We start from the raw sequence: 25,069 nt of genomic DNA, 5'->3' as shown, positions 1-25,069 counted from the left end.
ACTAATTACTAATTGAGTTATGAGAATCACGAATCTAATCTGGGCAGCAATGCTTTTTGCACCGCTGTCCGCCTTTGCACAGCAACAAAAGGAGAATCAGTTTACAATTGATGCACAAATACGTACTCGTGGTGAATACCGCAATGGAGTGTTGAACCCCCGTCCCGAAGGCGCAAGTCCGACTTTCTTTATCAACGAGCGGGCACGGCTATCCTTAGGTTATCAGCGCGATCGCCTGCAAATGAAACTTGCTGCACAGCATGTAGGGGTGTGGGGGCAGGATCCGCAGATCGATAAAAACGGACGGTTTATTTTGCACGAAGCTTGGGCACGGCTTGATTTTTCAAAAGGCCTGTTTGCGCAGTTGGGGCGTCAGCCACTCTCGTATGATGATGAGCGTCTGCTTGGCGGACTGGACTGGAATGTGGCAGGCCGCTTCCACGATGCATTGAAGTTGGGGTATGAAAGCAAGATGCACAAGTTGCATTTGATACTGGCTTTTAATCAGAATAATGAAGATCGCTCCTATGGTGGCACTTATTATGCTCCCGGTGGACAGCCTTATAAAACCATGCAAACGGTATGGTATAATGGCCGGTGGGCTAAAGATTTCACTGCTTCACTGCTTTTTATGAATACCGGATTTGAAACAGGGACGGAAGAAAAGGGTAAAACTGCTAATATGCAGACGATGGGTACTTATCTGGTGTATACACCCGGGGCATGGTTGCTGAACGGTAGCGTCTATTACCAGTCGGGTAAAAACAAAGCCGGCAAGAAGGTATCTGCTTATATGTTCAGCTTGAAAGCCGGGTATAAGATTGATCCAAAGTGGAGTGTAAGCCTCGGCACGGACTACCTGAGCGGAGATCCCGACAGTAAGAAGGTAACTACTTTTGATCCGCTTTACGGGACACATCATAAATTCTATGGAGGAATGGATTATTTTTATGCATCGGCTTATAACAAAGGTTTGTGGGACAAAATACTCAGTGTTGATTTCAAGCCGACCCAAAAGATAGGGCTTTCACTGAATTATCACCATTTTTCTACGACTTATGACGTAACGGCCACAGACGGTAAAGAAGGACGCAGTCTGGGATCGGAGTTCGATTTGCAGGTAGATTATGTTTTGATGAAAGATGTAAAACTGACAGCCGGTTATTCGACCATGCTTGGAACTAAATATATGGACATTGTAAAAGGTGGCAGCCATAAGAGCTGGCAGGACTGGGGATGGCTGACACTGAACATCAATCCGCGTATTTTATTTACCAAGTGGTAGGATTGGTACGGGAGAAAATGCTATCTTTGCTAAAAAGACAAGCATTGTGGTAAAAGTAGAGTTTACAGACGAATATCAAAAAATCTTGTGGCAGATATCTTTATTTAAGGATATGGATGTCAGTTTGCAACGTCGGCTGCCTTTGGAACTGGAACTTTCGGTGTACGAGGTTGCCAGGAAAGAGGTCGTATTGAAGCAGGACACCTATTGCAATCATTTGTATGTATTGCTGAAGGGAGAACTGGAGGTCAATATCGTTGATGTGGCAGGAAATCTGGTGAAGGTAGAAGATATCCGTGCTCCCCGTGCTTTTGCCACACCCCATCTGTTTGGCGATAAGAATCTCTTGCCTGCTACGTTTACTGCCAGCGAAGATTCTGTTTTGCTGATGGCTACCCGTACTTCCGTTTTTAAGTTGATCAGTTCCGTACCCGATTTACTGCACCGTTTCCTGTGTGTCACAGGCAATTGTAACAAGTGTACGGTCACCCGTCTGAGGATTCTTTCTTACAAGATGCTGCGTAGCCGTTTGGTTTATTACTTCATGGAGCATAAGACTTCTCCGAATACGGCTATATTGGAGCATAATCAGGTCCAGTTGGCAGAATATCTGGGGGTAACCCGCCCTGCACTTTCGAAAGAAATAAATAAGATGATGAAGGAGGGCCTGATTTCAATCAATAAGAAAGTGGTGACGCTGGAAGATATGGCGGCACTTAAAGAATATATTTGAAAGGGCTGTGTCAAGAGTCTTTTCACCACAGATCACACAGGTTATCAATATTGATAATCAATGGCTTAAAATTTACTCTTTGCCTTCTGTGGTGAGTTTCGACACACCCTTCTCAATGCTTTGCTCCAAATCTTGTAGCCTTCCTCCGTCAGATGGAGCCCGTCCGTAGTCAGTTCTTTCCGCATCACATTGCTACCTTTCTCCGTAAATAGAGGGAAAAGGTTGATAAAAGGTATTTTCCTGTCTTTGGCAAGTGCTTCCAACTTACTGTTGATTTCGGGTATCAGGTCGGTTTTACCGGTCATTGTTTTGTATCGTCCGAACGATTCGTTAATGGGTAAAAGACTCTGCAGATAGAGTTCGGTGGATGGTGATCCGGTTCGTATTTTGTCTATGACCAGAGTAACCAGTTCTACCACACTATCGGCACTCAGGTTGTGTGACACATCGTTTATTCCTGCCATCAGGAAAATCTTTCGGGGAGTGCCGGGCAATATCTGGAAAAGACGTTGGTAAATTCCCATTGCTTCGTCACCAATGATTCCGCGGTTTCTTATATTCTTTTTATTCAGGCGTATGCTCCAGTCTCCACCGTTTTCGGTGAGGCTATTGCCCACCATTACGATATCCTTCGGTCCGATGGGAGCATCTGCTTCAAATTCCAGGAAACGTTTGTAATAATGATCCGTATATACTTGTGCGGGCGGGCAGATAGAAGCGGCTACTGCATTGGCAACCAGCGAACGGAGGCGGACTACACTGTGTCCGTCTTCAGGATGCACGGCGTTGATGAGCAGGATGACGGCCGTGTCGTTATCTGGGTCAATCAGGATGGAAGTACCCGTATATCCTGTATGCCCGAAGGTGTTCGGCCCGAAGAGATCGCCATGATTTGAGGCATAGGCTGAGAAGACATCCCATCCCGGAGTGCGTCCCAGTCCGGCTACTTCACGGGGAACGGTACGCATGGTTTTTACCCCCAGTGGGCTGAGAATACGGCGACCATTATATTCGCCCCCATTCAGCAAGGCAGCTGCGAGAACGGCAATATCATTGGCGTCCGAGAAGACCCCTGCATTGCCGGAGATTCCTCCGTTCAGGATGCGCGCCAACGGATCGTGCACCTGTCCGCAGAGTACACTTCCGTCTTTTTGCTTCTCGGTAGGTGCAATCAAATCCATCCAGGGGTAATCTACGGTATTTATCCACTTTCCGTCTTTCTGCTGTACGGTGGGCAGATAATCGGTGTGCTGCATGCCCAGGACATTGAAGATATTCTCTTTGGCAAAGTCCCGCAGGTTTTGTCCGGTAATGACTTCGATGACATGTTGCAAGGTGATATAGTTGAGGCAACTATACTGAAAATTCGTTTGAGGCTTGAAGTCACGTTTGCAAGTGGAAATATACTTCATGAGCCCTTCCGGATTGGGTGAACCGTACTCTTTCTGTAACTCGGCTACCGGTGCGTAAGGTGGAAGGCCCGAAGTGTGAGTCATAAGGTCTACAATGCGGATGTCCTGTTTCTCTCCGTTCTCTCCCTGCCATTCCCGGAAGTCAGGCAGGTAGAGGTTGACGCGATCGAGTAGGCGCAGTTGTCCGCGTTCAATCAGAATCATGGCAGAAACAGCAGTCGACATCGGCTTGCTGCAAGAAGCCATATCGAAGACGGTATTTATCTCCATCGGTTCTATATTGGGATAGATCCGCCGGTTACCATAAGCCTTGAGATAGGCCATTTTGCCATGACGGACCACGGCGAGTACGGCTCCCGGTATTTCTTTGTTAAGGATCGCCTTCTGAATAGCCTCGTCGGCATGCAACAGACGGTGAGAATCCATGCCTACTTGCTCGGGGGCAACGCGTGGCAGAGGTTGTGCGACAGCTTGCAGGCTGCAGAACAGAAGCGCCAAAGCGGTGAGCAGAGATTTCGTCCCTTTTCTTTCCTGCAGGGAGATGGGGGAGAAGTGAACTTTGTTTTTCGTATTCATGGTATTGTAAGTTTAGGAGGGTTCGGTTTTGTTATCCGGCTTTATATGCATCCACCGCTTTTTTCACGGAACCGTGCATCAGCAACAGTGCTTTAGCCTTGTCATATTCTAACCCGAGTTCTTCGACAATCATGCGTGTGCCGCGGTCCACCAACTTCTGGTTGCTAAGCTGCATATTGACCATCTTGTTGCCTTTCACGCGTCCCAGTTGAATCATAACCGAGGTTGTGATCATGTTCAGAATCATCTTCTGTCCTGTTCCTGATTTCATGCGCGAACTGCCTGTTACATATTCGGGACCTACGATCATTTCGATGGGTACATCGGCTTCTGCGGCCATCGGCGAGTTCGGGTTGCTGGTGATGCAACCGGTGAGGATGCCGTGCTCGCGTGCCGCATGCATGGCTCCGATCACATAGGGAGTCGTACCTGAGGCTGCAATACCGATGACGGTATCTTTACTGTTGATGTTATGTTCCGTCAGTTCTTCCCACCCCCGGGTGGTATTGTCTTCGGCATTTTCCACCGGATTACGCAAGGCGGTATCTCCGCCTGCAATCAGCCCGATGATCAATGTGGGAGGCATCCCGAAAGTGGGAGGGATCTCTGAAGCATCGAGAACCCCGAGGCGTCCGCTGGTTCCGGCCCCCATGTAGAAGATGCGTCCCCCCTGTTTCATGCGGGGGACAATCTGTGTGACTAACTTTTCAATTTGAGGAATAGCTTTCTGTACGGCAAGAGCCACCTTTTGGTCTTCGGTATTGATATCTTCCAGTATTTCGCGGACCGACTTCTTCTCAAGATCACTGTAGAGCGAGGGTTGCTCGGAAATCTTGACGAAGGATGTTTTATCTGATTTTTCTATATTACTATTCATGTTTTTGTTCTATTATTCGTATACGTTACTCGTGAAATTTAATCAGTCCTTCCATCGGACTCTTGATAATCGTTCCCAGGTGAATCCCCATTGCCTTACACGCCTCCGACAGTAATTCTTTGTAGTAGAACGCTACTGAACCGATGAAATGGACCCGGGCATGCTGGTAGTCGTATTGCATTACATTGCGTTTCAGGAACTTTTTAAAGCTGTTCAGAACCAGTTCGCGTATGGCCGGTTCATCGAGGTGTTCGACCAGGAATGGAGAGAAACTTGCCAGGAAACGATTTGGAAACGGTTGGCGATATACCCGGTCGATAATTTCGGCAGGCGTCAGGTTGTATTGTTCCAGGAACTTTTCTTTAAGTCCCGGAGTCATTTGATTCTTAAGGATATCGCCTACCAGCAGCTTACCCAAAACCGCTCCACTGCCTTCGTCACCCAGAATAAATCCTAATGGCGATACATTGCTGACTATGTTTTTACCGTCATAATAACAAGAGTTCGATCCTGTGCCCATGATGCAGGCGATGCCCGGTTGATGCCCACACAGTCCCCTGGCGGCAGCAAGCATGTCCGTACTGACCTCAATCTCTCCGCTTACTTGCAGATGCGCAGCTATGGCTTTGCGCACCGTTTCTATTTTGTCGGGGAAAGCGCAACCGGCTCCATAGAAGTGAACAGTCTCGAACTTGTTTGTCTTTAATTGAGGAATCAGGGCGGTTGCTATTTCATTACTGATTTCCTCTTCAGACTGAAAGAAAGGGTTAGTGCCTTTCGTAAAAATCTGCTGGACTAACTGTCCATGCTCTACTACACACCAATCGGTCTTAGTAGAACCACTGTCTGCTATTAGTATCATATCTTTATATATATTTTTTTCTTATACAAGATGTATCCGATACACCAGTTCAGCCCTACGAATAAGATGGCGAATGCTAAAGAACCGGGATAATCGCCGAGCAGGGGTTGGAGGATGATCTTATACACAAATCCGTGAAGGCTGATGGTATGACCGTCATAAGGTATCAGTATGTTGCCCAACAGAATAGAGAGAACGGCTCCGGTCACATAGATGAATAGTGGGTTGACTCCGAACGATTCGAAGAACCGGCTCCATCGTGTATAACCTTTCACGTCGATAATCCATACGAGGAGTGCCAGGAAACTGGATGCCAGTCCGCAAGTGACAATCGCGAATGTCGGTGACCAGATCTTCTTGCTGATTGGACAGCCGTAGCTGAGCAGGAAACCCGCAAAGGTGAGGATAGTGCCAACCAGGAACAGGCGTTCTATTTTTTCATTGATGTCTTTTACTTCCATCAGCAGTTTGCCTACGCAGAAGCCTATCAGCACATGGGCTATCGAAGGTATGGTGCTTAATACACCTTCCGGATCGATGCCGTTGTCTTTGTACATATGTGCCTCGCCCAATACGGCACGGTCCACCACCGCCAGGATGTTGGTACTGTTGTATTCAAATCCGTTTCCGGTGATCAGGATGATGAAGTAACCGATTAGCAAGGCGGCTATCAGGTATGGGATGTATTTATGCTTCATGATTAAAGCGATGATAGCCGTTGCGCCGTAGCAGAGGGCCAATCGCTGCATGACACCCAGGATGCGAATGTGACCGAAAGTCCAGACTGATTCCCCCAGACGGGAGAAGAATGGAATATCTTCGCCGGATAGTGAATTCCAAGTGTGGCAAAACATGGAGAACCATGCGATTCCCAAACCGATGGCAAAGATCACAATGGTTCTTTTAAGTATTTTCAAGGCTGCAGAATGACTGAATTCGAAGTTATACTTTCTTAATGATATATAGGTGGAAATGCCCATGATGAACATGAAGAAAGGAAAGACCAGGTCGGTCGGAGTCAGACCGATCCATGCCGCATGTCCGAGGGGAGCATATACGTAGCTCCAGCTGCCGGGATTGTTGACCATAATCATTCCTGCGATAGTGATACCCCGCAACACATCGAGGGCAAGTAGACGTTTGTTGGCTGTTTGATTCATTGCATTCTTATTTAAGTGTTAAGTTATTCTTTTGTTTCACGTGGACGAGTGCACTGATCCACCAGATAGGCAATCGATACATAGGGGATGCCGGTGTTAGTGGCTAAACCGATTTCACAGGTGCGGCTGTTTGAATAGCCGATACTGATTCCTGCTTTCTCCAGTTGCGGACGCAGTTTGCGTAAAGCATAAGTGTTGAGTTCCGGCCGGGTGAATCCTTTATCTCCGGCAAAGCCGCAACAACCCACCTCTTCCGGAACAAGCACTTGCGTTGAACATAGTCCGGCCAGTGAAATCAGTGTATTCGACAATCCCATTTTACGCATGGAACATGTGATGTGTACGGCTACGGGACGGTTTGTGGGAGTGAATTCCAGTTTATCCCGCAGGAACGTATAGATAAATTCAGCCGGTTCGTATAGCTTCATCTTTTGGATAGTGGCACGCATACGGTGCAGACAAGGGCTCTGGTCGCAAAGTACTGGATACCGTCCCTGTTCGCTGGCCTCCCATAAGGCGGCTTCCAGTTCAGCCGATTTGCTGTCGGCTATATCCAGCATACCTTTGCTTTCCCAAATGGTTCCGCAACAGAGTTTCTCCATCTTGGGCGGGAAGATGACTTCGTATCCCGCTTTCTGAAGCAGAGAGAGCATTTTGTTAATCAAAGGTTGCTCTACGGGAGAATTTTTTGCCAATCCCATAGTTTGGTTGATGCAACTGGGGAAGTAGACCACCTTGTTCTTTGCATCCGGTGCCTTGTTGTTGTCCTTCTTGTGTATCTTATAGCTCATAGGCATGGCCGGTGTCCATTGCGGAAGTCCCCATACGTTGTGCATCTTTCGAGTAATGGAAGTCATCCTGGAAGTTCCCAGCAGGCTGTGTGTCGTATTGGCAAGTGACAGTACCGGTCGCAGGGCATTTTTTATTCCTGCGAAATGATTGGCGGCAAATTTTCCCGCCTTATAACCGGTGCTGTTGGACGGTAGCTCTGCCTGACGCAGGAGGTGGGTCAGGTCACCGGTATTGATACCCATCGGACAAGACGTGGCACACAGGCCGTCACCGGCACAGGTCTGATTACCCGGATACCGGTATAACTTGGACAGTGTTTCCAGTAACTGCGGATTTTCCCCGCTTTTTTTCAGGCGTGAAATTTCCCTCTGTATGACAATGCGCTGGCGTGAGGAGAGCGTGAATCCGCACGAGAGACAGTTCACTTCGCAGAATCCGCATTCGATACACCGGTCTATCTGGCGTGTCACTTCGGAGCCTTCTCCTATTGCCAATGGCGAGAGAGGCTTGAAATGTTTGATATGGCATTGAGGGTCGTCGTTGAAGATAACACCCGGATTAAATAATCCTTTGGGGTCAAAGAGTTGTTTTACTGCCTTCATGATAGCGAAAGCTTCTTCTCCCCATTCCTGCTTTACGAACGGAGCCATGTTTCGTCCTGTGCCGTGTTCTGCCTTTAATGAGCCGTCATATTTGTCCACTACCAGTTCTTTTATGTCGTTCATCAGGGCTTCATACCGTTTTATTTCAACTTCATTACTGAATGACTGGTTGATAATGAAGTGGTAATTGCCTTCTAACGCATGACCGTAAATGCAGGCGTCATCGTATCCGTGCCGGGCAATGAGCTGTTGCAGTTCGGCTGTCGCCTCGGGGAGGTCTTCAATGTGGAAGGCCACATCCTCAATCAGACAGGTTGTTCCCGGAGGACGGGTTCCTCCTACAGAGGGGAAAATGCCCGAACGGATTGCCCAATATTTGGAATATTCCTCGGGACGGTCGGTAAAGTGGACCGGGATGTAGGTTTTAAATGCCTTTAATGTATCTTCGATGACAGTGATGTTGTGGTTGAGCTCTTCCTGTGTGCGTGCTTTGGTTTCGGTCAATACGGCTGTTAGCCCTTCTCCCGTCGGATCATTCACAGAAGCCAGGGATTTCCAGTCGAGCAGTTCCGCACCTTTTACAATCCACTCCCCATCTGTGTTGACGAGTTTTTTCATGGCTACCACTGCACGGCATGCTTCTTTGATGTCGCTGAAATAGAGCATGGCGCTTGCCTTGTGCGGATAGTCGTATTCCGTTTTCATAGTCACACCGGAAAGGAAAGCTAATGTGCCCTCCGAGCCTACCATCAGGTGGGCAATAATATCGAACGGATCATCGTATACGAGGAAGGGAAGAATATTCAACCCTGTTACGTTCTTGATTGAATATTTATAACGGATACGTGCACTCAGTTCTTTGTTGCTGCGTACCTGGTCACGTAGCTCGCAGATGCGGCGGAGGAAATCGGGATGATCTTCTTCAAAGTTTTCTCGGGATTCCTGGCTGGCGGTATTAAGATAATATCCGTCAGGGAGTATGATACGTACCGACAGCAGCATCTTATCACTGTTGGCATGTGTCCCGCAGTTCATGCCCGAAGCATTGTTCATTACGATTCCACCTACCATGGCGCTTTTTATGGAAGCCGGATCGGGAGCAAATTTACGTCCGTAAGGTGCGAGGATCTCGTTTACCCGTTGTCCGATGATACCGGGCTCCAGGTAAATCTGTTCGTGATCGGGTGAGAGTTCGTAGTGATCCCAGCCTTTGCCGGCTATAATCAGAACAGAGTCACTGATGGACTGTCCCGAAAGACTGGTTCCGGCAGCGCGGAAAGTTACCGGTATATTATATCTGTCGGCCAGATAGATCATTTCGAATACTTCATCGTCGTCGATCGAGTTAACTACAATTAGAGGAATCAGTCGGTAGAAACCCGCATCTGTCCCCCATGCCAGGCGATGGAGCTCGTCGGTAAATATTCTATCCTGTGGGATAAATCGGCTGATGTCTCGCAGGAATTCGTCATAGTTTCTTTCCGTTTTCATTGTTTCTTTGTTTGTCGGGCACTCCTCGGTCCCAGTTTTTATTTATACAAATAATACTTCTTCGACAGCCGGCGGAAGTCGTCAACGTCTTTGTACCAATAATCGCGGACGTCTTCCCAGCGGTTGCGCCGACTGAAACGTTCGCGTACTTCTTTGGAGCCGCTGACGAGATCGAACATACGGAAACGTCCTTTATCGGCATGGTCGAATACGGCCCGGCCCGGATAGAGTACAGCTATTTCCTGCATCACGTAAAACTGTATCTCGCTTAGTGCAGCTTTATTAAAGTCCACAATATGTACTTGTACGCCTTGCAGATGTTCCCCTTTGCCTACCGAATAGAAGGGTTTGAGGTGCATCGGACGGAATATCACTCCCGGCAGGTTCAGACGGTCCAGGTTATCAGCCAACCTGTCTGCCTCTATCCAAGGAGCGGCAAACATCTGGAACGGAATGGTATAACCCACACCAATCGACATATAGCCCAGTTCGCCGAGTATCCCCGAAACGGGATAGAAGAAAGCGGAATGCGGATGCGGGATGTGTGGGGACGAAGGAATCCATTGGAGTCCTGTCTGTACATAATCCATTTTTCGCTTCCACCCCTTCATTTTCACAACATGCAGGTTGCATGGCCTGCCCAACATTTGTTCTCCATTGAGCATCAGTGCAAGCTCGCCACAAGTAAGTCCGTAAAGGTACGGAATTTTAAATTGGCTGACAAAAGATATGTATCCATCTTCTACGAGATTCCCTTCTATTTTTAATCCGCCTATCGGATTGGGGCGGTCAAGGACAATAAACTCTTTACCATTTTCGGCGGCAGCTTCCATAGCCACTCCCATGGTGCTGATATAGGTGAACGAGCGGCAGCCGATGTCCTGTATGTCATATACCAATACATCAATGTCTTTTAGCATTTCGGGGCTCGGCTTACGCGTTTTGCCATAGAGTGAATAAACGGGTAGTCCGGTAGTGGGGTCGTTCGTGTTATCCACTTTGTCGCCGGCATGCATATCACCCCGTACACCATGCTCCGGTCCGTACAGAGCCACTAAGTTGACATTGGGCGCTTCATGAAGAATGTCGATAGTGGACCGCAACTGATTGTCTACACCGGTCGGGTTGGTGATCAGTCCTACACGTTTCCCTTCAAGACATTTGAAGTTTTGTTCTTTTAGGACTTCAATACCTGTTTTGATACGGATTCCCGGAGGTTTTACACCTGGTTCCATCCCTTGGGAAAGGGGAGTATTGGAAACAAGGATAAAAAGAATGAGCAAAAGTCTCAATATACTTCTTTTATGTGTCATAATCTTATCTTTTTTAGTTATCCTACAATGTCTGGAGTAACTTTATTTCTTCTCCTCGGCAATATTCTCTTTTTTCTTCCCATAATCGGGGTCTATCTTGATGAAGGCACATACGGCAATTGTGGCGGCACAACAAGCCATTACCCAAATAAAGAAGTTTTCGTATCCGATCAGTTCCTGTAACCAGCCGGCGGCCATGCCCGGCAGCATCATGCCTAATGCCATGAAAGCAGTGCAGATGGCATAGTGCGCCGTCTTATGTTCTCCGTCAGAGTAGTAAATCAAGTAAAGCATATAGGCTGTGAATCCAAACCCGTAACCAAACTGTTCGATAAATACGCACAGGTTGATGATCACAAAGTTCTGTGGCTGGAAGTAACCCAGATATACAAAGGTGAGGCAGGTCAGCGACAGGCTCCATGCCATTGGCCACAACCATTTTTGCAGTCCTCCTTTGGCTGCACAAATACCGCCGACGATGCCTCCTAATGTCAGTCCGATGATGCCGATGGTTCCGTAAACCAATCCTACTTCGGCGGTAGTCAGTCCTAATCCGCCTTTCTCGACAGGATCGAGCAGGAATGGGTTGATGAGCTTCACTAACTGTGCTTCAGGGAAGCGATAGAATAGCATAAAGAGGATGGCTACTCCAGCCTGTTTTTTGCGGAAAAAAGAGGCAAAGGTTTCTATGAATCCATTGAAAATGGCGCTTGCGCTGTTCTCACCTACTACTGCTTTGTCACTGTCAGGTTTCGGTAATACGCATTTGTGGTAGAGGCAAAAAGCAAGGAACAGTCCTGCAAGGATAAAGAAGGTGATGCTCCATCCGTATTTAATACTGCCTGTCCATATTTCCAGGCCGCCGGCAAGCATCACCAACAAACCTTGTCCGGCAATTGTGGCAATGCGATAGAAAGTACTGCGTATCCCTACATAAAGTGCCTGGTCTTGTACGTTCAGTGCCAGCATATAAAATCCGTCGGCAGCAATGTCATGCGTAGCCGAACTGAAGGCCACCAGCCAGAAGATGGCAAGGGTAGTCTGGAAAAAATTTGGCATGGGTATGGTGAAAGCGATTCCTGCCAGTCCGGCACCAACCAGCAACTGCATGCTGATTACCCACCAGCGCTTGGTTTTCAATAAGTCGACAAACGGGCTCCAAAAGGGTTTGATGACCCAGGGCAGATAGAGCCAGGAGGTGTAGAGTGCAATATCCGTGTTGGAGATACCCAGATTCTTGTACATAATTACCGAAATAGTCATTACGGCTACATAAGGTAATCCTTGTGCAAAGTACAGGGTCGGAATCCATGCCCATGGTGATATGGTCTTGTTTTTCATGATAAGAGTGTGTGTTTAATAAAGTTTATCTATCGTTGCACCGATGTAGTAATGCAATAAAATAGTATCGTATGGGTAACCTTGTTCGCCCATGACGGCTGCTCCTATTTGGCAAAGTCCTACTCCGTGCCCCCATCCGGCACCGGTGAGGATAAACCGTCCCGGTACGTCATCCACGATATCTGCCTTGTCGATGACGAAAGCGGAACTGTAAAGGTGAGATGTAGAGAGTGTACGGCGTATTTCCAGTTCCTTACCGATAGTCATGGTCCGTTTGCTCCCTCTGATTTTTAACTTGACAAGCCGTCCGGAGGTTCCCCGTTCCACCGGAATCAGGTCGAGTATCTGTCCATAATCAATGCCCGAACGTTTCAGGATAAGCTCGGAAAGTTCATCTTGTTTATACTCTATTTTCCAACGATAGAAGTCGGTGGTCTCCTGATCGTAGTTATTTAAAACCTGAGACAATATTTTCTTGTCTTTTGTGTTACAGAAAGCTTCGGGTGAGGTTCGAATCCATTGGTCGGCTTCGGACTCTACCCGTAGATCGGGCAGTCCGGATCCTGTTTTGCTGTCTCTTTGCTTGGAAAGATACGGATGCTTGATACCTTCCCAACAATATTGGAACTCTTCGAAAGCACCGCCGCAACATTTTGAGAAACGGGCGTCACAAATGTTTCCTTTCCACATAAGTACTTGTCCGCGGGTGGCAGCGATGGCTTGCCTCACCATTTCGGTTGAGGCACGGGTGATGCCTTGGTAGCGCTGGCAATGGTCGTCGGCGCAAACGTCGAAGTGGGTGTGATCTTCACGGTCGTACCATCTGATAAGCTCCTGGCCGGTCTGTGTGAAAGCTGAATAGAGGCTTTGAGATGCCGTAATTGCTTTGTTCTTATGAATTTGGGCCAATAACCAGCTTCTTGAGATCACTGCATGGGCCTTCAGCAGTTCGAGGCTTGCCGTTGCACTCATCTCCGATGAGATGACACTGGTCAGGTAGTCTTCCACATGAATTACATTGATCCCTGTCAGCTTTTCGTTCTCGACAATGATTTTCAATGCTCCCATAAAGCGTTGGTCTTCTTTCCGTTCCCAATGGAAGTTAATGCCGATGGTGACATTCAGTAATTCGAAAGCATCACTTTCTTCGTGCATGGGTTCAAACAGCAATTCGTCATAAAGGTGTCCTTGCCAGCGGATTTGTCCGTCAACATAGGTCACGACCTGTCTGCCGGCAATCTCTTTTCCTTTGATATGGTAAGAGTTCAGCAGTATGAATTCGATTTGAGGTTCGGACAAAATGCCGACCTGTACTTTAGGTTCTTTCATGATCGTTGTTTTATGCGTTCTATCAATGCACGGAAGTCTGCCGGTTTCAAGCATACCTCACTGAGAATGTCGGCAATATCATTTGCTGTGATTTTCTCAAAGTCCTTCTCCAATGGAGTGATGAAAACGCCACCCATATCTACTGACGCCGGGCTGATCAGTATATTGGTATCTCCTTGGGCCATATAACATGCAGGGCGGTGTCTGGCGCGGGGAAAGATACAGACAATCTGTTTGCCTCGTTCTTTCCATGCCAATACATTCATCATCGGCTCCTCTTCGCCGGATTTGAGATTCATGGCTCCGTATACGGCGTTGAACAGTGTGACGGCTGCCTCTTTACTTTCCGATTCAATTAAGAGTGTTGTACGGGGAGAGTCGTCCAGTGCCCATAGAGTGGCAGCTTCATTGGTAATTATTTTCTCTGCCCTTTTCCCCTTCCATTCTTGTTCGATGGGAAGGAAGCCTTTGCTACCGGCCTGGAAATGCATATGGTCGGGGGCTGATGCGCCACATTGGGGGCCGTTGTAGAAGACAATATAATCTTCCGCACAATCAGCCAGATCGAGCATATCAGCAAAACGGTACAAGATGCGCTGGTCGACGTGCTGTAGTTCGGGAACTGTCAGGTGCCTGGGGAATATGGGAAACGGATTGACCAATATCTGATAATGGTCTCCGAAAGGAATCCCCTTTTGCATTGGCGGAAGATGGGCCGGACACAGGAAACACTTACGTTCCTGAATCGACTTGCTGTCTACTTTGGCTGCCGATGAAACAATGCGTGCCGGGTTGAATTGCACTTTGTAAAGACAGCCATTCACTTCTACCTCTTTTACACGTACACGCTTCAACGCATCGTAATTCTTTTGCGCCATTTCCCACGAGGTGAGCTGCTCATTCAGCAGGTTCTGTAATTCCTTGTTCATCTTTGTTTTTTGTTTAATGCGATCCGTGCCTGCAATTCCCAGGTACGGATGCGATCTTTGTAAAGGTTGTGTCCATTCATCTTCACAATGTCGAGTGAGGCGTCCGAGTTATCGTCCCATCGGCGGCAGAGGTAGACAACTTCGTATATACGGCCGATCTGGTAGCGGCGTGAGAAATTCAGTCCCAATGCGTAATCTTCACCATAGCTGGTATTGGGCACTTTCACTTCGCGGAGCATCGGTGTATAGAATGCACGGGGAGCACCCAGACCATTAATACGGAGCGCATTGTTGCGTCCGTTTTCCGGGGTCCACTCTTTATGGTCAATGACGCCCGGCGGAATCATGTTCATATCGAAGTCTGTCATCATGTAGGTGCCTACTACCATGGCACAGTTCTGTTCGTAGAAGGCATTGACCATCAGTTGCAGCGCTCTCTCGTGAGCATATACATCGTCACTGTCCAGTTGCACGGCAAACTTGCCGCACAGGGGATGGTACACGCCCAGGTTCCAGCAACCGCCGATACCCAGATCGTTACGCTCGGGAATGAGGTGAATCAGGCGGTCATCCTCTTTATATTCGTCGATGGCTTCGGTAGTGCCGTCGGTAGAATGATTGTCGATAACGATCAGATTGAACTTGAATTCTGTTTTTTGGCTGAGCACCGAACGGATGGCATCGCGTATGGTGCGGATGCGGTTACGTACCGGGATTATCACGGAAGCTTCGTATTCAAAGTTATCGGCACTGAACTCTATCTTTTCAAACTCCGGTTTCAGATAACCGCCTATCTCTTTCAGGTGTTCGGTGCAAGTTGCTTCCATTTCGATCTGCCGTTCACGATTCTTCGGGTCTACATAATCGAATATCTTTTCACCACTCTTGCGGGTATCATTCTCTATTTCCGAGTAGAGATATTCGTTGATGTGTACCAGCGGATATTTCTGCGATAGTTTGAGGCGCAGGTCATAGAGACCGGCGAAGTCGTAACTGGTTTTCATCCTCTTGACAGTCTCTTTCAGGGCTGAGGCCTTGAATAGGAGTACAGAGCCGAAGTCAAAATCGTCACGGAGGCTTCCGAACTGATAGTCGATGACAGGGGCATTGCTCTGCTTACCTTCCGTCACCTGATAGTGGTCGGCATATACCATGCCGGCTCCCGAGTCTTTGGCGATATGAATCATCCGTTCGAGTGCGAACATGCCCAACTCGAGTGTGGTATGTTTGGTATAGAGTAATGCATAGTCTGCATCGGAACGCTCAGCAATGGCGTACATGGCAGCACTGTCAGTGAGTTTGTCCACATAGAGCAGTTCGCATCCCGGCAGTGGATCGATGTCGGGAGAGGTGGCGAGGAGGTAGATTTTCTTCACTAAATCTGTAGCCTGTAATCCTTGAACTGTTTTTTCTGCTTGTGCCACTCCCGCATAGGGGATGAAGCAATTGATTGTTGATTCCATAAGCGATTGACGGTCTCTCCCAAAATCTCTCCTACATTGGAGGGGAGGAGGGATACTGCCGATTATTATTGTTATTATTTCATTTTTTTCTCTCTTTATTGTCTTCCGGCCTGTCACTAAGGCAGGTAGTCTCTTTTTTTATTCATCCGATAGATGCATAATTCCGATAACCGGAATAAAGCGTTCGTCTCTTTTCACGATCACTCCATTCACTCCGCATGATCACTCCATTTACATACCGGGGTAAAGAGCTTTACATGCCGGGGTAAAAGGTTTTACATGCCGGAGTAAAAGCCGTTACACGCCGAGGTAAATGCTTTTACATCCGTTCGAAAAAGCCGGTAAATGTAACGCGTTGATAAATAGAGCTATTTATTAAACTACGCATTTACCGGATGAACCTCTCTATTCTCCTCATTACGGGAGGGGAGAACAGTTGAGTCTTCCCACTTCGCCGCCGGTAGCTGTAAACAGTACCTGGTGGCGACTGACGGGAATCACGGTATTAATCAGTGAATTACCGATCTTATGTTTCCACAGTACCTGCCCGGTGCTTGCTTCCAGTGCAAAGATAAGTCCTTCTTTGGTACTACTGAACACTATGCCGTCTTTTTCCATCTGCATGGATGGGGCATGTTCATAGCCGAAACCGACATTAGAGGCCCAGAGCTTTTTCGGGACGTCTCCGATGGTGGAGTAACAGACTACGCTGTCATTCATTGTTTTGCTATAGATCCTTTTTTTGTCGGCGGATAATCCGATGGTTTCGCGTACCATCGACTGGAAGGTACGCCATACAGTTTCTCCTGTCTCCAGGTTGATGGCAGTCATGGCACGTTGCGGGTCGGTGATGAATACTTTTCCGTGTGCAGCTACCGGCCATACGGCAGCGGGTGAGAAGTGCATGCGGGTGAGTCCTCCGGTCCATTTCCAGAGTTCCTTGCCGTTAGTCTTGTCAAGGGCATAGAGCGTATTGTCCCATGCACCGAATATGACTTTGTTTCCTTCTATCAGAGGTTTTGTCTCAACATAGCCCTTGATGCCGGCATAGCTCCACAACACCTTTCCGCTTTTGATGTGGATGGCACGGAAGGTGGAGTCGCTGGCACCGATATAAGCAACTCCTTTTTCAATGGTTACGGCTCCTAATACCGGTTCTCCTGCGGTCACCCGCCAACGTTCTTTACCGGTTCGGGCATCCAGGCCGTAAATGTTATGGTCGGCAGAGCCAAAGACGACGACTCCATCGGCTACATCGGGAGTGCCTACAATACGTTTCCCGGATTGGAAATTCCACAATTTCTGTCCGCTTTTCAAGGTATAGCAGGTCAGAAAACCCAAGTCGTCACCGACATAGACTTTGTCTTTCCAGACAGCAGGTGAGCAGTAAATACCGGCTCCGGTCTGCACTAACCAGTCTGCTTTCACTTGTGGATATTCTTCGTTCACCGCGAAACTGGGATATTTCACTGCTTTTCCGGAACGGTCGTAATAAGGTTTAGTGAGTGACAAGGCAGCCCATCGTTTCATCGGTTCACCGATACGCTGTTCGTAAGTGATAATAGAATCCGGAGTGACATCAAATATGCCATAACCGCCTATGCCATCTTTGTCCCGCAGGTTCGAGCGGGTGAGAATGCCCGGAATCCCGTCGTACGAGAGGAGACGGTTACGGTGATAGTGCCCTCCGATAAAGGTGCGGATATTGTAGGGACGCACGGCATCGGTGACATCATACCAGTTGTCAACATCTCCATCCAGCATGGGGTAGTGGGTGACTAGAATCACAGGCTTGTCTTTCCCTGCTTTGTTCATTTCCTGTTTCATCCATGTGATGTCTTGCGGCACTACATGCCCGTAGGCCATGCGCATTAGCGGACCGGAATTGAATCCAAGGAACAGGAAGCCTTTGTGTTCAAATTCAAATCGCTCTCCTCCGAAAATATCGCTGAACGCGGTGCATCCGGAGTCGCTCCATTTGGTTTCGTGATTACCCAGTATGACATAGTATTTCACCTTCAACTGGTCGAGTATGGACTTTACAAGCAACATGGTGGCACGGTCACCTTCTTCGGTGAGGTCTCCGGTGACTAATACAAAGTCTATTCCCGGCGTGGTGTTAATCTGTTCGACAGAACGTTTCAAATCTTCTGCCGGTTTCGGGTTGTTGGGACTGAGGTGTATGTCCGTCAGTTGTGCAAAGCGGAAAGAACCTGTTGCCTGTGCCTGCACGGCGGCAGGCAACAGGAAAAACAAAATGATTACGAATGTAGAAAGCCTTCTATTCATAGATGATGATTTTATTTGTTATTACTACACTTTTCAGTTTCTTGTCAGTGGGACGGTTGCTGCCTTGATGAGGGTATGCACCCTATACGTGCAGTTACTCCACCTGTGTTATCATTGTTCAAAGAAAGCCAGTATGGCTTTCATTAACTGTTCTCTCTCTTCGGGGGTACGTACCGATTCGAACGGGAATCCCAATACACAGGTCTTATAATCTCCTTTATAGGCTATACCGGCACTCAGGTTGTTTTCCGAATATCGCAATACGGTGAATGCTCCCCGGACGGCCGGTTCGATGGCATCGGGCGACTCTACGACATACGATTCCGGATTCAACTCCTGATGGTATGTGTAATTTCCCTTGATTGCAGGGAATGGGGAAGCAACGCCTTTCACTTTTCCGTTACGGGCGGCTTGTCCTGTGCGCCATTTGTATTTCAATACTTCCATCGCGAACTTCTTGTCTTTTTCGTCCGCTTTCGCTAAACGATTATCCCATAGGTCCGATGCTACATAGGCTCCCGATACGAAGAAATTACCCCCTGTCCGGCAATAATCTGAGATGGCATTCTGCATTTCTTCGCTAAAAGTCTTAAACTCCAATGGTTTTACTCCTTCCCGTCCCATCTTGCTCTGACATTGTTTACCCAAAATCAGGTCTACGTATTTGTAGTCGTTCATCCGCAGGACAGGAATGCCCCCTGACGCAGCATCCGTCTGGTTGGCGATACTATCTCTCCCGTTCTTCTTCTTGAGTGAAGAGCAGGGAGTGAGACCACACGATACAAATGAATATCCTGCTTTCAGAATCGCCTCTCCATGTACAGCCGGATAGTCGAATGAGTTTCCGGCAATTACCATTGTCTCGTGCGTACCATAGCTGTCGCCGAATCCGGAGGCGTCGTCGTCCATCCATGGGATCTGTCGACGAAACTCTTTCATCGGACCAATATAGCTGATGTCTGTCTGGTAAGGTACTCCGTGGTCCAGTTCGTCAAGGAATCCGGCCAGGGTGTCTGCATCTGCCGTAAAGTCTGCCGGACCACTGACTCGGCTAAACCCGTTCACTACCAGTACTGTTCCCTTTTCGTTGAGGGCTTTCCCGATAGAAAGAATTTCGGACGGGAAACTTTCACCTCCCTTGTTGAGGGCGGTTACTTTGAAACTGCAAACTACGCCTGAAGGGATGTTTGTCTGGTAATCCGGAGTGTCTACGATCACGCCATTATCAAAGTCTCCTTCTCCAATGCGGGTATATACGATGTATTGGTCTGCTTTGGCGGTAGGTTCCAGCGGATCGTCTACCGGTTGCCATGAAAGCATTATCCGGTTGCCCTCTATGAAGCGCAGGCTTATAGAATCGACGGGCAAAGGCTGTACCACATAATCCATTTTATATTGGGAACAGAGGAATTGCAGCATTCCTTTGTAGATGGCACGGCTGACGGTGAAACGAAAACGGGGATCCAGTCCGTAACGCATGTCGGCAAAGTTCTGGTGAGACAGGAGTTCAAGCAACATGGTTGGTACTCGTGGCACACGGGCCTCATAATAGGACTGGTTCCACATTCCCCGGCGGGTCCATTCCGGTTCATGCAAAGTGCGGATGTCTTTCACGATGTTGGACTGTATCAGATCGCACAAGTCCCGGGAGGCATACCGTGAAGTGCCATTTGCATATATCCCGTCATAGGCAGAGGTTTGGAAAATACCTAATGTGCCGATAATGGTGTCACCATAGGTGGTGCCGGCATCTGAATGGAAGGCGAAAGCCATGTCTATGGGAATATTCAGTCCTTTTTCAGTGGGGTTGGCAGCCGAACCTCCGGCGAGATAGTTCACCCAAATTCCACGTGATTTATAGTCATCGGTATAATCGTTCTTACCGCGACTGTCTGAGTAAACGCTATCCGGTATGCCTGCCCATTGCATCCAGTAGCGTGCTGCTTCGCAGAAACGAGGGTAGTTACTGATCTCATAAGGATAATCTACACCCCCTTCTTCAGAGATACTGCGGGCGATGTTTCCATAACCACCGCCTATTTTTACAGCATCGGCTGTCACCAGACGGCCCGCTTTGGAGGATTGGTTGCTGAGGACGACTTTATGATCGGTTTTGCCTGCACTGAAACTAAAAGTGCCTAAGTAGACCCAGGTTCCTCCTCCCATCTGCTGGTTTACTTTGAACTGTGATGTGCCGCCTTGGTGATAGACGGTGTATAGAGCATCGTCTGTACTGTTGTCCACCGTTTTATAGGAGACATAAACAGCATATCGGCCTGACCGGGGAATTGCGGGGATCCATTCGGCAATGCTTGCGGTTCCTTTCTTAATCGTTTCTGTCTGGCGGTAACTGCCTTCGCAAAAGGGATTCTCAAAGTCTTTGTACGTTGCCCTCAGGTGGGCGAATCCTGTTTCGGTTCCGTTGCTCCATGCCTTACTGCCGTTTTGTTCTGTATAAATTGAGTGTCCGTCTCTGCATCCATCGTTGTCGACAATAATTTCAGTTGTCTGCCAGTCTCTTTCACGAGGAAGAAGGACAGTCGCTCCGGCATTTTCTAACATCGGAACAAGGAAAGGGAGTACATAGCTTTGAGTGTAGAGATCTTCTACGGTCTGAAAAATACGTGCACGCTGCCACTCCCAACGGGTTAGCTTCGGTTCGTAATAAAAGCCGTGACTTTGCCATAAAGCGATGTGCCGGTTCTGTAATCCGTTTGTGGGGGCATACGGAGTAGATAACCTGGTAATCAGGGGGTTGTCTACTTTGTGGCTGAATGTCAGAGTTTTCATCTTGCCCTTTTTACTTCGAAGTGCCAGGGGGATCAGTTCTTCGATGGCATGGTGGTCTGTCCGGATCTGTAATTTCCGTTTGCTCAACTCTGGGGGGAGCAGCGCTTTTACGCTCTGATAGATTTCGGCTACGTTGTTTTCGCGGAAAGGAATGTATGAACAGTTCATGTTAGCGAAAAATATCAGTTCGTTTTTTTCCATACTGATAGAATCGATAAGGATTTTCCCGATAGAAACTTCTTTCCGGGCAGTTTCATTCAGGAGCTCACCTACTTGGGAGCGTAGGTCTTTGGGCAGGTCTTGCGCTGCTGCGGCTTGTGGGAATAAGCCGGCTGCAAGCAGCAGAATCAGGGAAGTGCGAATTGGTTTCATTGTGGTGTTAAGTTAATTGGTTTTCTTAATCAGGAGGCATAGTCCTATAAAAGTGAACAAAGCATTAAATATCAGTAGTTCGTAACTGAATTGATAACCATTGAACCAGGTCTCCGAGTTCTTTTGCAAAATGAAACAGAGGATGGGTGAGAGGATGGCTACCAGGGGGATATATCGGTCACGTACTTGTTTTTTAGTAAAAATGCCAAAGGCGAACAGGCCTAAAATAGGGCCATATGTATAGCTGGCAAGGATGTAGACAGCATCAATAACGCTGGTATTATTCAGTAGATTGAATACGAAGATGACAATTCCCATCACGACCGCCATGCCGATATGTACTCGTTTACGTATCTTTTGTACAGTCTTTTCTGTTTTCCCTTTGCTTCCCAGTATGTCTACGGTGAACGAGGTAGTCAGTGCTGTCAGGGCTGATCCTGCTGCGGAATAAGCTGCTGAAATCAACCCAATGATGAACAAGATGCCCACAATGGCTGGAAAATATCCACCTGTAGCGATCATAGGGAAAAGCTCGTCACTTTTTGCCGGATTTGTGATGCCCTGGCGTGACGTGAAGATGTAGAGCAGTACTCCCAGCATCAGAAATAAGAGGATGATGAAAAATTGGGAGATGCCGCTGGTAATCATATTCTTTTGTGAGTCTTTGAAGTTTTTGCAGCTTAGGTTACGTTGCATCATATCTTGGTCGAGTCCTGTCATGGCTATCATTGTAAACACACCGGCAAGAAACTGCTTGAAGAAGTAACGTTTGTCATTTACGTCGTCAAAAAAGAACATACGTGACAGGGAACTGTCGGAGATACTGGAAATCATCTCTGTGAAACTGAGCCGCAGATCAGTGGCAATGTAGTAAATACATAATACGACGGATACTACCAGACAGAATGTTTTCAGTGAATCAGTCCAAATCAATGATTTCACTCCTCCACGGAATGTGTAGAGCCAGACCAATGTTACTGTGAGAATGACATTCAGGATGAAAGGCATGTGAAAAGGTCCGAAAACCAGAAATTGTAATGTGAGGCATACGAGGAATAACCGTACAGCTGCTCCCAGCATTTTGGAGATGAAGAAAAACCATGCTCCTGTCTTATAAGAAGAGGTTCCGAAACGGCTCTCCAAGTACTCATAAATGGATACCAAATTCATCCGGTAGAACAAGGGTATCAAAACAAAGGCTATAACGATTTGTCCGGTTACAAAACCAAGTACCATTTGCAAGTATGAGAAATTACTGACTCCAACCATGCCGGGAACCGATACAAAGGTGACTCCGGATATGCTGGAACCAATCATGGCAAAGGCTACCACATACCAAGCCGATTTGCGGTTACCCACAAAGAACCCTTCGTTATCAGCTTTTCTTCCTGCAATGTATGAAATGGTAAACAATATCAGGAAATAAGCAGCAATAGTGATTAATACCGCTATAGGTGTCATGCTTTTCAGATTAATGAATATAATATTTCCGGTTAAGAGTTAATCAATTGTCTGGATAGAGTAGATAAGGCTTTCGCTGTACTTTGAACTTTTCGACATCCTCTTTCCATCTTGCTTTTATTTCGTCGGCATTTTTGCCCTCTTCTATCATTTTACGTACATAGTCCGTACCGATCAGCAACTCAAAAAATGGTCTGAAGAAATGGTCCCCCATATTTAGATTACGATAGGCATCGATTATGTAGGTTAGGTTTACTCCTTTTTTCCATATATCTTCGTCGCTGAGATTGCTTAGATTTACTCCATGACACAATTTATTGAGTTGTGGTGGGTTCTTTGCTCCTGGGACACTTCGAGGAGTAAAACTGTAGTTGTATCCGGTCATATTAGGATGTCCGTAAACTTGGAAAGGTAAACTAGTCCCGCGTCCCAGACTTACCGGGGTCGCTTCAAAGAAGCAGGTAGAAGGATATAGGTAGATCGCTTTCATATTCGGCAGGTTAGGTGAAGGAGGAATGGGCAGGCGATACATCGTCTGGTGAGTGTAGTTCTTACAAGGAATGACTGTCACATCACAAGTCCGTGAGGAGGGCAACCAACCCTCACCGTTGACCATCAGGGCTAACTCACCCAGTGTCATTCCATGTACAATGGGAATAGGTAATCCGCCTACTCCTGATTTATATTTCATATCCAATATTGGTCCATCGACATAATGCCCATTCGGATTGGGGCGATCCAGGATAAGAACCTTGCGGTTGTATTCAGAACAGGCATCCATCAGCCGTACCATGGATATGTAATAAGTATAGAAGCGCAGCCCTACATCTTGTATATCTACAATCAATATGTCGAACTTTCGTATGGAACTCTCACTGGGTTTCTTGGATTTTCCATCGTAGAGAGAAAGAATGGGGACTCCTGTTTTTGAATCTACTGTACTGGATACATGCTCACCGGCATCGGCATTCCCTCGGAAACCATGTTCGGGAGAGAAAATAGCGACTACATTGAACTTGTTTTCCAGCAAAACATCCAGAAGATGCTTGTTTCCTATCATTCCGGTATGATTGGAAAAAATAGCTATTCGCTTATTTTTCAGGATAGGAAAGTATTCATTGGTTTGCTCGGCACCTACAATTACCTCCTTCTTTTGTGCCTGACAAAAGAGAGTACTGCATAATAAAGTGAGTATAAGTAGGATCTTTTTCATAAAAATAGTATTAGCAGGAATTTCTTTGTAGCAAAGATAGTCTTTATTTTAATATCAAAAACATATATTCAGATATATTTTATATTATAATCAATAATTTGCAAATTGAATCTTTGTCTGAAGCTATAAGGTAAAATATAAAACTCTTCCTATTTCTATGGTTCAAATCGTTATAGGAATAGAATGGGCTTTGTATTTTGCTGAGTATCCCTGATTACCAACCGGGGATGTTGAGGCCTAATTGCGGATTTTACGCAATTGATAATGTCTTAAAGTATAATTCTCCGCAGCCTGTGCCATTATCATATCCTAAGAGTTGTTCATAAAATGTATTCACATAGCCGGATATATTTCTTTCATTGGGGCATTTAGTTCATGAGAATTGTCACGTACTGAGTTCTGATCTACTCTGTATCTTCATTGACTTCTGTTGGGGGGAGAAGTATTTATTTTTTTCTCCCTGGGAATTTCAATACACTGTCGGCAATCTACTGGTTTAATGGCTGTATTATTGAAGTTAAATATATAGTTGGCATTTGAAGTTAATCCTTTGATAATATTTGCTTTAAGGAAAGCTTCCATATGGGTATAAGAACTGTTGGTTTAGTCATTTACTGTTTGCTTGAGGATATGAGGCAATGTTCTTTATGCCAACTTCCTGATAAGTCCCATTAGAACTTATATGAAAATTAGTGTACTTATATATCTGCATCTGTTCTGAGTAGTGAATCTTCTAATTAGCACTAATAATATGCGTCCAATCCAACACAGGTCCTGTA

16 protein-coding genes are annotated in these 25,069 nt (G+C 47.0%); 2 read left to right on the top strand and 14 right to left on the bottom strand.

Translation table 11 applies throughout. From position 1 onward, the window contains the following. The first annotated feature begins 19 nt into the window (after nt 1–19). Both ISX59_RS06895 and ISX59_RS06890 read left to right on the top strand, forming a co-directional pair. Nucleotides 20–1,285 (top strand): alginate export family protein, encoded by a 1,266-nt coding sequence (locus tag ISX59_RS06895; RefSeq protein WP_195317464.1) that lies wholly within the window; start codon nt 20–22, stop codon nt 1,283–1,285. 46 nt (nt 1,286–1,331) lie between these two features. Further along, entirely contained in the window at nt 1,332–2,018 is a 687-nt protein-coding gene (locus ISX59_RS06890) for a Crp/Fnr family transcriptional regulator (protein ID WP_005822874.1), read from the top strand. 65 nt (nt 2,019–2,083) lie between these two features. On the opposite strand, the gene ISX59_RS06885 is transcribed toward ISX59_RS06890, so the two are convergent. From ISX59_RS06885 to ISX59_RS06820, 14 genes are all read right to left on the bottom strand, one after another. After that, nucleotides 2,084–4,006 carry a serine hydrolase gene (locus ISX59_RS06885; protein WP_220575758.1) on the bottom strand — a complete coding sequence of 641 codons (1,923 nt, stop codon included), beginning with the start codon at nt 4,004–4,006 and terminating at the stop codon, nt 2,084–2,086. Nucleotides 4,007–4,037: 31 nt separating this feature from the next. Next, nucleotides 4,038–4,883: an N-acetylmuramic acid 6-phosphate etherase gene (gene murQ / locus ISX59_RS06880; protein ID WP_005811927.1), complete on the bottom strand. Its 846-nt coding sequence runs from the start codon at nt 4,881–4,883 to the stop codon at nt 4,038–4,040. 25 nt (nt 4,884–4,908) lie between these two features. Beyond that, on the bottom strand, nt 4,909–5,745 hold the full coding sequence (locus ISX59_RS06875) for a BadF/BadG/BcrA/BcrD ATPase family protein (RefSeq protein ID WP_005822879.1): 837 nt from the start codon (nt 5,743–5,745) through the stop codon (nt 4,909–4,911). Further along, a complete protein-coding gene (locus ISX59_RS06870) occupies nt 5,742–6,905 on the bottom strand; it encodes an acyltransferase family protein (RefSeq protein WP_005779079.1) in 1,164 nt (387 codons plus the stop codon). The genes ISX59_RS06875 and ISX59_RS06870 overlap by 4 nt, the downstream gene beginning before the upstream one ends. A gap of 23 nt (nt 6,906–6,928) precedes the next feature. After that, nucleotides 6,929–9,790: an FAD-binding and (Fe-S)-binding domain-containing protein gene (locus ISX59_RS06865; RefSeq protein WP_220575757.1), complete on the bottom strand. Its 2,862-nt coding sequence runs from the start codon at nt 9,788–9,790 to the stop codon at nt 6,929–6,931. A 38-nt stretch (nt 9,791–9,828) separates the two neighbouring features. Continuing rightward, complete coding sequence (locus ISX59_RS06860) at nt 9,829–11,103, bottom strand: exo-beta-N-acetylmuramidase NamZ domain-containing protein (RefSeq protein WP_220575756.1); 1,275 nt, start codon at nt 11,101–11,103, stop codon at nt 9,829–9,831. A 42-nt stretch (nt 11,104–11,145) separates the two neighbouring features. Next, nucleotides 11,146–12,444, bottom strand: coding sequence for an MFS transporter (locus ISX59_RS06855; protein WP_005779073.1), 1,299 nt, complete (start codon nt 12,442–12,444; stop codon nt 11,146–11,148). Nucleotides 12,445–12,459: 15 nt separating this feature from the next. Beyond that, nucleotides 12,460–13,773 (bottom strand): SpoIID/LytB domain-containing protein, encoded by a 1,314-nt coding sequence (locus tag ISX59_RS06850; protein WP_220575755.1) that lies wholly within the window; start codon nt 13,771–13,773, stop codon nt 12,460–12,462. Next, entirely contained in the window at nt 13,770–14,702 is a 933-nt protein-coding gene (locus ISX59_RS06845; RefSeq protein WP_220575754.1) for a DUF4922 domain-containing protein, read from the bottom strand. The genes ISX59_RS06850 and ISX59_RS06845 overlap by 4 nt, the downstream gene beginning before the upstream one ends. Continuing rightward, a complete protein-coding gene (locus tag ISX59_RS06840) occupies nt 14,699–16,165 on the bottom strand; it encodes a glycosyltransferase family A protein (RefSeq protein WP_005811909.1) in 1,467 nt (488 codons plus the stop codon). The genes ISX59_RS06845 and ISX59_RS06840 overlap by 4 nt, the downstream gene beginning before the upstream one ends. Nucleotides 16,166–16,582: 417 nt before the next feature. Next, a complete protein-coding gene (locus ISX59_RS06835; RefSeq protein WP_022011022.1) occupies nt 16,583–18,454 on the bottom strand; it encodes a PQQ-binding-like beta-propeller repeat protein in 1,872 nt (623 codons plus the stop codon). Between the two features lie 111 nt (nt 18,455–18,565). Then, nucleotides 18,566–21,616: a xanthan lyase gene (locus ISX59_RS06830; protein ID WP_220575753.1), complete on the bottom strand. Its 3,051-nt coding sequence runs from the start codon at nt 21,614–21,616 to the stop codon at nt 18,566–18,568. A 12-nt stretch (nt 21,617–21,628) separates the two neighbouring features. Continuing rightward, nucleotides 21,629–23,077, bottom strand: coding sequence for a sodium:solute symporter (locus ISX59_RS06825; protein ID WP_220575752.1), 1,449 nt, complete (start codon nt 23,075–23,077; stop codon nt 21,629–21,631). Between the two features lie 43 nt (nt 23,078–23,120). Next, a complete protein-coding gene (locus ISX59_RS06820; RefSeq protein WP_005811900.1) occupies nt 23,121–24,290 on the bottom strand; it encodes an exo-beta-N-acetylmuramidase NamZ domain-containing protein in 1,170 nt (389 codons plus the stop codon). Nucleotides 24,291–25,069: the final 779 nt, after the last annotated feature.

Origin of the sequence: Bacteroides sp. FSHCM14E1 (assembly GCF_019633785.1) — a bacterium.
Lineage (GTDB): Bacteria > Bacteroidota > Bacteroidia > Bacteroidales > Bacteroidaceae > Bacteroides > Bacteroides hominis.
Note: the sequence above shows the minus strand (reverse complement) of the source record. Positions and strands in the feature narration are given on the sequence as shown.